Here is a 13539-nt window from a genome sequence, read left to right as displayed (position 1 = left end):
TAACGTTCTTTCTTGTTGAGTGTTGTTGGTTTGAGTATAGGGAATAGATAAAGTATTGACTATGTTTTTTGAGAGTTATGTAAGATCTCTTTTAATTTTTCAATTGATATAGGTGGATTTTTTCTATGGATAATGGCGTGGCAATTTGCACAAACAGGTATCAATTCGGAAATGGGATCAAGCTTATATTCTTCTTTAATTTCTGAAAGAGGTTTGATGTGATGTACATGAATAAAATTTTTTCCAATTTCACCATAAGTTTTTTCAAAATTAAAACCACAACCTTTGCAGGAATAGCCAAAATGATTTAAGCAAGCTTGTCTTGCTTTAGGATTACGCTCATAGGCATTGACGGTAATTTGTTTAATAGAACCTTCTGTATATGTGAGATTATTTTCTTCAATAATTTCATCTTGAGTTGTATTTAAAGCCAAAGAGTAGTTTGTAATTTCACGACCATTAAATTTGATTAAAGTTCGTAAATATTTTTTTGTCCATTCTGAAACAAGATCAGATTCTTTGTTCAATTCTGCTAAAAAACAATCCATCATATTTTGTGCAATAAACGAGCTGGATTGATGAGTGTTATGAGCAATTTTTTCGAATGATAGTTGATATTTATTTAATAATAAGTGAATAATTTCATCATGATGTATTGAAGATTGTTTAGTGAGTGCTAAATCAATTTCATTAGCAATCATTGGAAAGTAGATTTTTTTCTCGAATAAAACTGTTGATTGATCTTTATTGATTATTTCATATATTTGAGAATATGTACTATCTGGAATGCTATTTCCATTTTGCTGTGGTGTCCAAGTTGTTGATGAATCTATTTTGTTTAGATTACTTAATGAAATAAAAGGCGTTGCATGAAGATATGAAAACTCTAAGTCTACATAGTCTACGATTTGATGTTCATGAAGATAATCAATATCTTTATAGGGATAAGAGATAATTTTTCCAATTCCAATAATACCTTTTTCAGATTCTAAAAGATTCGTACCTAATTTAATAAGAATAAAATTATCACCACTCCCAATGTTATTTATTCTATTTGTTTTCCATTTGTGAATAGGTTTTATGTTTGGGAGTTTTGAAGCCATTTCTTTTAAGTTAAAAGATGGAAACTTATTGGGATTCCAAGCAAATAAATATGTATTCATTTTTCACTAAATATTAAAAAACCCTACTTATTCAAGCAGGGTTCTAATTAATTTACAACCAATTAAGGCTTAGTGCTGCAACACTGAAATATCCGCAACACTTGTAAACAAGCTACGTAATTGAGCGAGTAAACGTAAACGATTAGCTTTCAATTCAGCATCATCCGCCATCACCATTACGCCATCAAAGAAGGCATCAATTGGCGCACGAAGGGCAGCGAGTTTAGAAAGCGCTTCGGTATAGTCTTTCGCAGCCAATAATGGTTCAACCACTGGAGTAATGGCTTGAAGTTCTGCGAATAATGCTTTTTCAGCATCTTCAACCAACTTCGCTTCAACCACAGCACCCTCAGGTGTCGCTTCTTTGGCAAGAATGTTGGCAACACGTTTGTTTGCCGCAGCCAAAGCAGCCGCTTCCGCCAAGTTACGGAAGTGATTTACCGCATTTACACGCTTGTCAAAATCAAGCGGAGATTTTGGTGACAAGGCTTGAACCGCTTGAATTACATCAACCGCAACACCTTGGTCTTCATATTTCGCACGGTAACGACCTTCTAAGAATGCCACTGCATCTGCCAAAGTCTTGTCGTGATCTTTTACCACATCGCCATAAGCCGCTAAAGCTAGCTTGATGAGTTCTTCAATGGAAACGTCTAAGTTATTTTCAGTCACTAAACGCAAAATACCAATTGCAGAACGACGTAATGCAAACGGGTCTTTTGAACCAGTCGGTGCTTGACCAATACCAAAAATACCGGTGAGCGTGTCTAAACGGTCTGCAAGGGCAATGGTGGTACCTGTCTTGGTTTGCGGTAATACATCACCCGCAAATTTCGGAAGATATTGCTCGCCTAAGGCTTCAGTCACTTCGTCATTTTCGCCTTCAAGACGTGCATAGTAAGTGCCCGCAATACCTTGAAGTTCTGGGAATTCACCCACAAGCTCAGAGGTTAAATCGCATTTTGCCAGCAGTGCTGCTTTTTCAGCATCAGCCACATTGGCACCTGTAATTGGTGCAAGGGCAACAGCCAATTTGGCAATACGGGTTGATTTGTCCCAAAGTGTACCCAACTGCGCTTGGAACACCATGTTCGCCAGTTTTTCTTTACGAGATGCAAGCGGTTGCTTTTGATCTTGCAAGAAGAAGAATTCAGCATCCGACAAACGTGGACGAACCACTTTCTCGTTCCCTTCAATAATTTGCGTTGGGTCTTTCGACTCAATGTTAGAAACGGTAATGAAGTAAGGTTGGAGCTTGTTGTCTGCATTGACCAAACAGAAATACTTCTGGTTGTCCTGCATGGTGGTGATCAAAGCTTCTTGAGGAACCGCAAGGAAGCGCTCTTCAAAGTTGGCACGTAATGCTACAGGCCATTCCACCAAAGCAGTGACTTCATCACGAAGATCCGCAGGCACAATTGCAATCGCATTCACTTCATCTGCCAAGGCTTTCACTTGCTGGTCGATGATGGCTTGACGCTCTTCAAAATTTGCCACAACTTTCGCTGCACGAAGCACATCTAAGTAAGCATCTGCATTGGCAAGGGTAATCGCTTCAGGCGCATGGAAACGGTGACCATAAGTCACGTTACCTGCTTTGTGATCCTGAATCGTCGCATCAACCACATCGTTGTCTTTCAACAACACGACCCATTTTACAGGACGCACGAATTCGGTACGGCTTGCCGCAGAACGCATACGTTTTGCAATTGGAAGGTTATCCAACGCAGTTTGTAAAATTTGTGGCAAGAGTGCGTCAAGGCTTTGACCTTTCACATCTTTCAAGAAGCAGACTTTTTCAACTTTACCGGCTTGGAAAGTCGAAACTTGATCCGCAGTAATGCCTTGACCGCGCATAAAGCCTTCTAAAGCTTTGGTCGGTTTGCCTTCTGCATCATAAGCTGCTTGAACAGCAGGACCATCAAAACGTTTTTGCGTGTCTGCTTGAGCCGCATCGACATTCACAATTTTGAGGGCCAACCGACGTGGCGCTGCATAAGCTTCAATGGTATCAAACGCCAAGCCGGCATCTTTTAAGCCTTTTTCAGTTTCAGCTTTTAACGCATCACGTAAAGTTTTTAAGCTTTTGGGTGGAAGTTCTTCACAGCCAAGTTCGAATAAAACAGTATGTTTAGACATTATTTGTTCTCCGCTGCTTTTTCTGCTTGGGCTGCTTCGCTTTCAGCCTGTGCTTTAAGTTGTGCAAGCACTTCGTCACGTAAGTGTGGCTCTGCCATTGGGAAGCCGAGTTCCGCACGTGCTGCCACATAGCTTTGTGCAATCGCACGCGCCAAAGTACGCACACGTAAAATATAACGTTGACGTTCAGTTACTGAAATCGCGCCACGTGCATCGAGTAAGTTAAAGGTATGCGACGCTTTAACCACTTGCTCATACGCAGGAAGAGACAATTTAGCTTCGATTAAACGGTTGGCTTCGCCTTCGTAGAAATCGAACAATTCAAAGAGTTTGTCGACTGGGGCATATTCAAAGTTATAGGTCGATTGTTCAACTTCATTTTGATGGAACACATCGCCATACGTTACCGTACCGAATTGACCTTTGGTCCAAACAAGATCGTAAACTGAGTCTACACCTTGTAGGTACATGGCTAAACGCTCAAGACCGTAAGTGATTTCACCAGTAACAGGGTAGCATTCAACACCACCCACTTGCTGGAAGTAAGTGAACTGAGTCACTTCCATACCGTTCAACCACACTTCCCAACCTAAGCCCCAAGCACCCAGTGTTGGAGATTCCCAGTTGTCTTCAACAAAACGGATGTCGTGAACCAGTGGGTCAATCCCGATTGCTTTAAGCGAGTCGAGGTAAAGCTGTTGGATGTTATCTGGGTTTGGCTTCAACACCACTTGGAATTGGTAGTAGTGCTGTAAACGGTTCGGGTTTTCCCCATAACGCCCGTCTTTTGGACGACGTGAAGGTTGTACATAAGCCGCGTTCCATGTTTCTGGCCCTAATGCACGAAGGAAGGTTGCAGTGTGGAATGTTCCTGCTCCCATTTCCATATCGTAAGGTTGTAAAACCACACAACCTTGTTCAGCCCAGTAGTTTTGTAAGGCAAGAATTAAGCCTTGAAATGTATCAATATGCGATATGGCGCGACTCATGGTGCATCCATTAAAAATTAGAGAAAAATTGCCCCTAAGTATAAGGATTTTGTGAGAGAGTGGCAAAGGTTATGCGCTTATACTTTCCCTCTGCTTTTGCTCTATCCAATGCTTAAAATCGGGATGATTCTTAATTGGATGAAAATCTTCATCACTTATCACATCTTCTATTGAATGGTTGAAGAATGATAAAAGACTTCCAAGTATAGAAGTGTTCTTATTTTTATAATTAATTTTATTCAAGTGACTCACCGCTAATTGGGGTTCATTTAGTAATGAGTAAACTTTGGCTTTTTCTAAGGATAATTCTGTACATAGATTTAGACTTGCCAAAGCTTTTTTTAGCAAATCATTTTTTGTAGTTTCATCATTAGTTAGAGAGTATTTATATCTGTAAAGCTCATAAAGTTTTCTGGCTTTAATATTAATATCCTCTGAGATATCTTTCTCAATGGATAGCTGATACTTTAATTCTGCTTCTTCAAGAAATTTATTTTTGTCTATTCCTTCTAATTTTGCCGTAGCAAATAGAGCATCGCCCCAATACCAATATGTAGCATCGTGATCAGGTGATAATTGCGATATTTTTTCACAAATTTCTATTATTTTTTTTAAGTTATCTTCATGAGTGGAGGGTATTTTGTGAGCAATAAGGTTTTCTAGATAAACCAATAGCATGTCTACTTGATCAGCATGTTTAAATTGGCTAATAGCTGTATCAGTTTCTAATATTTCTATGTATTTTTTAATTTTAGCAGTATATCTATGTTGAGAGTTTTTCGATGTTTCAAATCTAATTTCCTCTAGATACATTTCTAATTCTTTATGTGGTCGCTCAATAAAATCCAAACTGCAATTAAGTAAATCAGAGATATTCATGAATGTTTCGTCAGCATCACACTGATAAATGACTTTACATTCTTCATCATTTTCTAAGAAATGGTGACTTTCTTCCTGTAAAACTTGATTGTTATATTCCAACCAATACAGCCAATTGTTATATGGACGTAACTCGTTTAAGGCATCCATAAGAGGGTCGTTTTCTCCACTATAACCAGCAACAACCCAAGTTTTAGAACAACCAGTTGAACGAACGATTTGGCTTAGTGTTTCTTTGTGGGCTTCCAGTTGGTCGTTAGTATTTCGCTGAACAAAACCAACATGCTGACCATTTAGGTAGACAATACTTGGGTCATGTAAAAGTTCGGCGTTCACTTTACCCATAGCCCCTAAATCATAAATGGCTGGGAAAGGATACATGCCAACCATATAGCAGGCATGGATTAAAAGTGGGTCAAAATTTACGGTGAGAATTCGGCTGAAATAGCCTTGTTTTAATAACTCTGCAATTGCGATATGAGCAAAGTTCAACTTGGCTTTTTTAATTCCTTTTTCTTTGTTGCCTTCAATAAACCATTTAAATAGTTCTTTACGTTTAACATTAGAGAGCTTAGTCATAATGTCGTTGTATTGAAGTTGGCTTAAATCTTCTTGAGCAAGCCATTGTTCTTCTTCTATAAAGTAATCAGGAAAGTTTTCAATCGCAATTTGCATAAGCTTTTGTGCAGGGGGAATACCCGCGGAAACAGAAATACCTGCACCGACCAGTAAAATTGCTCCACCTTCTTTTTTTGCATCTTGTAGTGAAGCGGCTAAATGTTTTAAAAGCTCTTCGCGTTGATTTTCTTTCATTGGTTTTATAAAGCATTGTTGAATTAATTTATCTTAATAAAATACTTATTATTTTCAAATAAAAAAGCACCCGAAGGTGCTTGAGCTTAAATAAAGAATAAGTAAATAAAAATCGAGACGAGTGCAATACACAAAATATTGAGTACAAAACCCACCCGCATCATTTCGCTTTGCTGAATATAGCCTGTACCAAAAACAATGGCATTCGGTGGCGTTGCAACGGGCAGCATAAAGGCACATGAAGCGCCAATCCCAATCACAATCACCAAAATTTCTTTTGGTAAGCCCATTTGATCAGCAATGGCCGCAAACACAGGCACCAACAGCGCTGCCGATGCCGTATTGCTGGTAAATTCTGTTAAGAAAATAATAAAGGCAGCGACGATGATGATGACCAGAAATGGTGAAGCATCACCAAACACATTCGCAAGGGTTTGCCCCAAAACTAGGGATGAGCCGGAATCTTTTAGAACCGCACTTAACGTGAGACCACCGCCAAACAGCATTAATACGCCCCAGTCGGTGTTGCTGGTAATGTCTTTCCATGTGGCAATGCCTAAAATTACCACCATACAGGCCGCAGCAATCGCAACCCATGTATCGGGCTGGCTGATTCCGAATTTTTCAGAAAGACTCTTGCCAAAAACCCATGCCAAGGCGGTCACGCTGAATAACAGCATGGTCAGAATACGGTCACGATTCCATGCAATCACTTCGGTTTTAAATTCGACCCGATGATTCAGTTTTGGACGCAGCACTACATAAAGACTGATGAGCATTGCAGGCAGAATCAGTAGCATCATCGGTAAGCCAACTTTCATCCAGTCGGCAAAATCATAGCCGAGTGCTTTTGCCGCAATCGCATTTGGTGGCGAACCGACAATGGTTCCTAAGCCGCCAATACTGGCCGAATAGGCGATGCCCAATAAAATAAAGACAAAGGTTTTATGTTCTTTCTCTGCATCAAAATGCGAGAGCAGTCCCAAAGCCAGCGGTAACATCATGGCGGCAGTTGCGGTATTGGAAATCCACATTGAGAGCACCGCGGTGACGAGGCAGATGGCGAGAACAGCCACGCCCAAATGCCCACGAGATAGACCGATAATCCACATGGCAATCTTGCGATCTAGTTTCTGTACATGCAAAGCGGTTGCCAGTGCAAAGCCACCAAAGAATAAGAAGATGGTCGGATCGGCAAAGGTACTTAGGGCTTTACTGGTGGTGATTGCCACCATTTCACCCTCAATTTTACTCGGCATGCCCAAGAGCACGGCTAAAATGGGCACCAGCAAGGCGGTAATGGTGATATGAATGGCTTCGGTGAGCCATAAAACACCAATAAAAAACAGTAAACTCAGCCCTTTGTTGGCATTCTGCTCATAAGGCAGAATCTGATACAGCACAAAAGCCAGAATTGCAGCAATGATAATAATTCCCCAGCCGCGAACTAAGCCTTTGGGCATCGCATTGGTGGGTGTTTCAAGATTCGGAACATTCATAGAGGATCCTTGTTTTGAGTTGTTCTGATTATTTAATCGTCGATGTTTGTTTTAACCATAGTGTCTGTTTTTGTTGAAGTAAATAAGCGATTGTTCTGACACTGTAATGAAAAGCATTTAAAAATGCATCATGGCTTGCCAGAGCGCATTCACGCCAAGTAATGCCAGCAGGGTTAAAATAATGCGCCTGAATTTTTGTTGTGACAGGTGTGCGCGAATTTTACTGCCTAGATATACAAAGGCTAAGGCAGAGAGTGTGATGGCAACCAATAAATAAATTTGTGCTGTTTGGAAGCTAGAGAGAATGGGGTATAGCATGCCGAGCTGGATCAGCTTGCTGGCTAAAAAGCTCAGGTTGCTAATCATCACAATATCGGTTTTTTGATGTTGGGTGCTTAAGAGGTACATCATTAGAAAAGGAGCCATGGCATTGGTTGCGCCACCAATCACCCCCGCAAGACCACCAAAGATCAGCATATTGCGTAAAGACTGCTGAATACGAATTGGCTGTGTGCTTAATTGATCGAGCACATACAGCAGAATCACCATCCCCATGATAAATTTTAAATAGTTTTCATTGATATAGAGGAGCAATAGCACGCCCATAAAACTCCCAATCAGGCTACTTATGATCAGTATCCAGTACTTTTTAAGATAGTGGTGTAGTGTCTGTAGAAAGGAGCGTTCTGGGTCAGAACGTAGCATCATCAGGTTTAAGATCAGACAAGGAATAATGACCATTGCGACGGCAATCGGTAAGGGATAAAACAGGGCAAGTGCAGCCGTACTGATCATGGGAAAGCCAAAACCACTGAGTCCGTGTAATAGGGCGGCAAGTACGCACAAAACGAAGGTAATAATTTCAATTTTGAACATGATGACTCTCTAACCGCGAAAAGGAAGGGACACGGAATTGGATTAACTTCAAGCTCTGGGCACGTATTTCTAGAGATCGTGTTTTATGGAGCAGATAGACTGTTTGACACAGATTATCAAAAATAATGATGTTTATAAGGTGTAAATCAAATGTATTTAATGGTGGTTTCACCTTTATACTAATGCAACCACTGCATAACAAACCAGTTCAAAGGATCTGCTGTGAGCAATAAGCCCCTCTATTTATTCAACTATTTCAAGCCTAATTTTAAAGTGTTACCCCTCAAGGAGCGTTTACTCTGTGGTGTTGGCGCGCTATTAGGTTTGGCATTGTCATCCTTGATCAGTTGGTGGATGCTGGGCGGCATCAATGCTTGGTACATCGCCCCCATGGGTGCTTCATCTGTGCTTTTGTTTGCAGTACCTGCCAGTCCTTTGGCACAGCCATGGAATATGATCATTGGTAATACTTTGGCGGGTTTTATTGGGGTGACGTGCGCGCTGTATTTGCCGAATTTAACCGAAGCCTTCAGTATTGCAGTGGCACTGTCTATTTTTCTGATGATGACGACGGATTCCTTGCATCCACCGAGTGGGGCTGTGGCCATTACCGCAGTTTTGGGCGGTGATAATGTACATGCCATGGGTTATCAGTTTATTGCCTATCCGGTGTTATTAAATTCCCTGTTGTTATTGCTTATCGCGGTTGGGTTTAACCGTATGCTCGGGCGCGCATATCCGCAAAGTGCGCAGCTAAATCCACGCTCGAATGATCCGACGCCCACGCAAAAAGTCACGATTCAGCCGCAAGATATTCACAATGTGCTGGAACACCAGCCACAGCTGTTAGATATCAGTGAATATGATTTACAGAACATTATTTTAAAGGCCCAGCAAATTGCCAATGCCCGCGCTGTGAATGAGCTGACCTGTCAAGATTTAATGTCTAAAGATGTTTTAATGTTGAATGAACAGGATGACATTCATTTGGCTTTAGATAAATTTAAGCAAATTAACTTGATGAGCTTGCCTGTGGTCAATGCTGCGCGGCAGTTGGTGGGAACACTGGCGCTGTATGATGTGGTGGAATGGTTTAAACGAGCGGCAGACCCCAAAGCGAGTTGGGAGCATCAGGTGAAACAGATTATGAACAGAAAAGTGGTCACGGTACAGCCCAATCAGCCCATTCAGGATTTGGTGCCGTATTTTGTGGAACGGTCTTTTAATTACATTCCCGTGGTGGAGCAGCAGCAATTGGTCGGTATGATTAGTCGTGCGGATATGATTGCCGCATTGAACCAGCAGCTGATTCAATTGCGAAATCAAAAATCACCGGCGTAAATAAAAAAAGCTACGACTCTTTGGGGAAAAAGCCGTAGCGACCAAAACGGTAGGTCAAATGAGGTTCTTTCAAACTTACAGTGGGGGTTGTTGCTCGTTCACTGTACGTATGGATTGACGATACTTTTGTGCATCGGCATCTTCACGTTTTGGAATAACCAGCCATAAAATCAAATACACTAAAATGCCCGGAAAGGCAGCACTCATGACGGAAACCAAAAAGAAGATAATTCTTAATAAGTTTGCGTTCCAACCAAAGCGTTCAGCAATACCGCCCATCACACCCGCAATCATATTTTGGCGGTTTGAACGATATAAACCAACATTGGCCATTCAGGTCTCCTTAGAATTTAGTTTGGGATTTGTGCTATCCCCATAAAATATAAATGGTGATGTACTTCAATTTTTAAACAGCGTAGAGCACGAAAATGGTTAAGTTATGTAAACAAGGATTTGAACCTTGAGTGAGACTACTTAAAATGTGATCAAATTTACGATTGTTTTTATTTTTGCTAAATAAATACAATTACTTGCAATGTTATTGCTGTTATTAAGGATGATGAGGCAATTACATTTTTACCCTTTGGGTGAGTGGTCAGATTCAGTGCGGGTTGTATATTCAAGTGAAGAAATGGAAAAGTCTTAAACTTAGTCCGAAGTTGGCATGGCAAATATTGGCAGGATGCTGTACAGGCTTTTTGCTTTTGGGGTGTAGTCAGTCCACAGTACCCGCTCGGGAGTACACTGATCAAGAGGATGTACAGGCTGCTGCCTCTGCTGTGAGCTCGCCGCAGACAGGAAAAAGCCTGACGGAGCTGGCAGGGCAGGCCAGTATGCCGAATGACGCAGCATCAACCGTGCAAGAGCGTGCTGAGCATAAGAACGAAAATCCCTATGTTGGGCGTTATCATGTGCAGATTTCTTGTGATGATGATTTTGTGCAATGCTCTCAAGGCGCTGCTGAATATATTCTGACTTTGGCTGCGGATGGTTCCGCATTTCGAAGTATTGTTTACACCGGTAAGTTATTTAGTGAAAAGCATGCAGAAAACAGCAACATTCGGACTTACCGACGTGATACTTGGTCAGTGAATGCAGATGGTTCGGAATTGATCGTGCATTTAGAAGAAGGGGCAGAATTTTATTATGATGTTGATGAGCAGCACAATTTGACCTTAGATCTGGAGCGGACTTTAGATCGGGCACATGCCAGAAACCAGAATTTTTTTGACTCGGGTTATCCCATGCCATCACAGGCTTATCATTTAATTAAAGATTAATAATAAAACCGTAATTCTTTGAATTGGTTGCTCGATTTCTACAATGAGTTGCTCAGGTATCGCCAGCAGCTTGCAAAGGTCTGCGAGAAGAAGAGAGAAGCTTTGAATAAATGGTGGGTCGTCCGCGACTCGAACGCGGGACCAACGGATTAAAAGTCCGCTGCTCTACCAACTGAGCTAACGACCCATTTAGAATGCTTTCACATTATGACAGCTTTTTTGAAAAGCTTAAAGATGGTGGGTCGTCCGCGACTCGAACGCGGGACCAACGGATTAAAAGTCCGCTGCTCTACCAACTGAGCTAACGACCCATCAGGAATCAAAATAAGTGGTGGGTCGTCCGCGACTCGAACGCGGGACCAACGGATTAAAAGTCCGCTGCTCTACCAACTGAGCTAACGACCCATCTCGTTTTGATGGAGCGTATTGTAGCAAGATCTCGAACGAGCGCAAGAGAAAAATCGCAAAGTTGTTGATGTTTGATTATAAATACAACAACTTTGCTCAATTTTATGCAAAAAATTGCCAATTTAAGGTTTTAGAAACGATATTGATAGCTTTGAATATTGCTGTAGATTTCAGTATTCAAATCACAATAGGCGCTGCTGTTTGGCAATAACACCAAAATTTGCTCTTCGGTTTTTTCAGGGTTAAAGGCTTGTTCCTTGAGTTTATTTTTCTGATATTTAAATGTGCCGGTCGTTTCGACTTGTTTTTGCACACGTAAAAATACAGGAACTGCATAAGCGGGTAAGCTCTTTTTAAAGCAGTTGACCATGGCCTGCAAATCTTCGGCATTGAGTTGGGCTTGATCGGCTAAGGTAATGGCAGCCATGCCTGCACGACCATTGGTATGTGGAATTTCAACGCCATAGACCACAGCTTCAGCAATTTTGGGATATTCGCACAGCATGTTTTCGACTTCAGTGGTTGACACGTTTTCGCCTTTCCAGCGGAACGTATCGCCTAAACGGTCGACAAACTGAGCATGACGGAAGCCGATGTCACGCACCAAATCACCCGTGTTGAAATAGGCATCGCCTTGTTTAAACACATTTTTCAGCATCACTGATTTATTTTTTTCAGGGTCGGTATAGCCATCAAAAGGGGAACGACGGGTAATTTTACCAATCAACAGGCCAACTTCACCCTTTGCGACTTTCTGGCACCAGCCCTTTGCATCGCGAATCGGCTCATTATTTTCTTTATCGAATTGAATAATCGCATACGGAGTAGGCGAGAAGCCGACGGTATTATCAAAATTAAATACGTTGCTAAAACCGACATTGCCTTCACTGGATGCGTAGAGTTCTAAGACTTCTTCAATACCAAAACGCTGCTTGAATTTGTCCCAAATGTTCGGGCGCATGCCATTGCCAATCATTTTTTTGACCCGATGCCCCTGATCGAGCGCTGAAGGAGGCGCATCCATCAGGTAACGGCAGAGTTCACCTACATAGCCAATGGCGGAGGCATCAAATTTCTGTACATCTTTCCAGAAGGAAGAGGTGGAATATTTACGACGCAGCGCCAGTGTTGCACTACCTGCGATCACACCGCACCAGCACACCACAATCCCAGTAGCATGGTACAGCGGTAAAGTCACATACATCACATCCTTGCTATTCAGATCAAGGACATGTCCATAGGTGCCGTAAGCCAGCGTCCAGCGGCTATGGGTAAAAATTACAGCTTTGGGTAAGCCTGTGGTCCCAGAGGTGTAAATATAAAATAAGCCATCCTTGCCTTTGACACTGTGTGTGGTCGGGGTGTTAAAGGTTGGGAAAGTCATGATCTCATGAGCTAAGTTGAGATAGCCGGCTGGTGTCGTACCTGCATCTTGACGGGTTGCTTGATCGGCAAACCAGTACAAGCGATTTTCGTCCAAAGCCAAATCCTGACGAATTTCATCGACCGCAACGCGGCATTCTTCGCCGACAATCAGAGCAATTGGTTTGACTAAGTTGATGCTATGCGCCAGCACTTTGCCCACTTGAGAGGTATTCACCAAGGCAGCAGTCACGCCAATTTTTGCCAGTGCCAGTACGCTGGCCACCAGTTCAGGGCGGTTTTCAATCATGACCGCAATCACGTCGCCTTTTTTTGCCCCAATCGACAAATAATAATGACCAATTTGGTTGGCCCAGTCGTTCAGTTGCTGGTAGGTAAATTTTTGCTCTTCAAATAACAAGGCATAGCCCGTAGGATTGCGTTTGACCGCCTTTTCAAAAGCAATGCCCAAGCCGGCAGGCGAGTTTGCAGTGCGTATATAAGCCTGTTTCAAACCTGTAATCAGATGAGGCAGTTTTCCAATAAATTGCGGGATTTTGGCAGCGACGTCCGTAATTCCAATAAGATCGTTTTGTGTGGTTTGGCTCATAAGAATCCTATTTATTTTTCGTGTCCAATACGATGTCTTTGTTTACAGGTTGAACGAAATAATCTGTACAGTTGTCCTTTTAATCGTTTCTTTCTAGTGCAATCAACCTAATCTGATCAAAGTAACAAAAAAAACCTAGTCACCGAAATGACTAGGTTTTTATTTTTTCTCGCAATTGGG

10 protein-coding genes and 3 tRNA genes are annotated in these 13539 nt (G+C 41.8%); 2 read left to right on the top strand and 11 right to left on the bottom strand.

What is annotated here, in order from left to right; translation table 11 throughout:
- Window positions 1–59: 59 nt before the first annotated feature.
- From AC6CHI_RS08900 to AC6CHI_RS08875, 6 genes are all read right to left on the bottom strand, one after another.
- On the bottom strand, window positions 60–1163 hold the full coding sequence (locus tag AC6CHI_RS08900; protein ID WP_498120793.1) for an HNH endonuclease: 1104 nt from the start codon (window positions 1161–1163) through the stop codon (window positions 60–62).
- A gap of 69 nt (window positions 1164–1232) precedes the next feature.
- Entirely contained in the window at window positions 1233–3302 is a 2070-nt protein-coding gene (gene glyS / locus AC6CHI_RS08895; protein ID WP_498120791.1) for a glycine--tRNA ligase subunit beta, read from the bottom strand.
- The gene (gene glyQ, locus AC6CHI_RS08890; RefSeq protein WP_498120790.1) at window positions 3302–4291 is read right to left on the bottom strand and encodes a glycine--tRNA ligase subunit alpha; all 990 of its coding nucleotides are present in this window, start codon (window positions 4289–4291) and stop codon (window positions 3302–3304) included. Before glyQ ends, glyS begins: the two co-directional genes overlap by 1 nt.
- Window positions 4292–4360: 69 nt before the next feature.
- The gene (locus tag AC6CHI_RS08885; RefSeq protein ID WP_498120788.1) at window positions 4361–5983 is read right to left on the bottom strand and encodes an SIR2 family protein; all 1623 of its coding nucleotides are present in this window, start codon (window positions 5981–5983) and stop codon (window positions 4361–4363) included.
- Between the two features lie 86 nt (window positions 5984–6069).
- Complete coding sequence (locus AC6CHI_RS08880; protein ID WP_498120787.1) at window positions 6070–7482, bottom strand: SLC13 family permease; 1413 nt, start codon at window positions 7480–7482, stop codon at window positions 6070–6072.
- A 117-nt stretch (window positions 7483–7599) separates the two neighbouring features.
- A complete protein-coding gene (locus AC6CHI_RS08875; RefSeq protein WP_498120785.1) occupies window positions 7600–8358 on the bottom strand; it encodes a sulfite exporter TauE/SafE family protein in 759 nt (252 codons plus the stop codon).
- A gap of 222 nt (window positions 8359–8580) precedes the next feature.
- Here AC6CHI_RS08875 and AC6CHI_RS08870 point away from each other — a divergent pair, with 222 nt between their 5' ends.
- Window positions 8581–9699, top strand: a complete 1119-nt coding sequence (locus AC6CHI_RS08870; RefSeq protein ID WP_498120783.1) for an HPP family protein — start codon at window positions 8581–8583, stop codon at window positions 9697–9699.
- Window positions 9700–9774: 75 nt separating this feature from the next.
- Here AC6CHI_RS08870 and AC6CHI_RS08865 read toward each other — a convergent pair whose 3' ends face one another.
- Window positions 9775–10032 (bottom strand): PspC domain-containing protein, encoded by a 258-nt coding sequence (locus tag AC6CHI_RS08865; RefSeq protein WP_498120781.1) that lies wholly within the window; start codon window positions 10030–10032, stop codon window positions 9775–9777.
- Between the two features lie 290 nt (window positions 10033–10322).
- On the opposite strand from AC6CHI_RS08865, the gene AC6CHI_RS08860 reads away from it, so the two are divergent.
- Window positions 10323–10979 (top strand): hypothetical protein, encoded by a 657-nt coding sequence (locus tag AC6CHI_RS08860; RefSeq protein ID WP_498120779.1) that lies wholly within the window; start codon window positions 10323–10325, stop codon window positions 10977–10979.
- 111 nt (window positions 10980–11090) lie between these two features.
- On the opposite strand, the gene AC6CHI_RS08855 is transcribed toward AC6CHI_RS08860, so the two are convergent.
- The 4 genes from AC6CHI_RS08855 to AC6CHI_RS08840 all read right to left on the bottom strand — a co-directional run bounded on the left by AC6CHI_RS08855 (window position 11091) and on the right by AC6CHI_RS08840 (window position 13359).
- A tRNA-Lys gene (locus AC6CHI_RS08855) sits at window positions 11091–11166 on the bottom strand.
- Window positions 11167–11214: 48 nt separating this feature from the next.
- Window positions 11215–11290, bottom strand: a tRNA-Lys gene (locus tag AC6CHI_RS08850).
- Between the two features lie 18 nt (window positions 11291–11308).
- A tRNA-Lys gene (locus AC6CHI_RS08845) sits at window positions 11309–11384 on the bottom strand.
- 133 nt (window positions 11385–11517) lie between these two features.
- On the bottom strand, window positions 11518–13359 hold the full coding sequence (locus AC6CHI_RS08840) for a long-chain-acyl-CoA synthetase (protein ID WP_498120778.1): 1842 nt from the start codon (window positions 13357–13359) through the stop codon (window positions 11518–11520).
- Between the last annotated feature and the right edge of the window lie 180 nt (window positions 13360–13539).

The sequence above is a fragment of the Acinetobacter sp. GQ146 genome (genome assembly GCF_059758585.1).
Note: the sequence above shows the minus strand (reverse complement) of the source record. Positions and strands in the feature narration are given on the sequence as shown.

Coding starts and splice junctions, on each gene's coding strand:
- glyS (WP_498120791.1), bottom strand. CDS start 3,302: ATGTCTAAACATACTGTTTTATTCGAACTTGGCTGTGAAGAACTTCCA.
- AC6CHI_RS08900 (WP_498120793.1), bottom strand. CDS start 1,163: ATGAATACATATTTATTTGCTTGGAATCCCAATAAGTTTCCATCTTTT.
- AC6CHI_RS08885 (WP_498120788.1), bottom strand. CDS start 5,983: ATGAAAGAAAATCAACGCGAAGAGCTTTTAAAACATTTAGCCGCTTCA.
- AC6CHI_RS08865 (WP_498120781.1), bottom strand. CDS start 10,032: ATGGCCAATGTTGGTTTATATCGTTCAAACCGCCAAAATATGATTGCG.
- AC6CHI_RS08880 (WP_498120787.1), bottom strand. CDS start 7,482: ATGAATGTTCCGAATCTTGAAACACCCACCAATGCGATGCCCAAAGGC.
- AC6CHI_RS08875 (WP_498120785.1), bottom strand. CDS start 8,358: ATGTTCAAAATTGAAATTATTACCTTCGTTTTGTGCGTACTTGCCGCC.
- glyQ (WP_498120790.1), bottom strand. CDS start 4,291: ATGAGTCGCGCCATATCGCATATTGATACATTTCAAGGCTTAATTCTT.
- AC6CHI_RS08840 (WP_498120778.1), bottom strand. CDS start 13,359: ATGAGCCAAACCACACAAAACGATCTTATTGGAATTACGGACGTCGCT.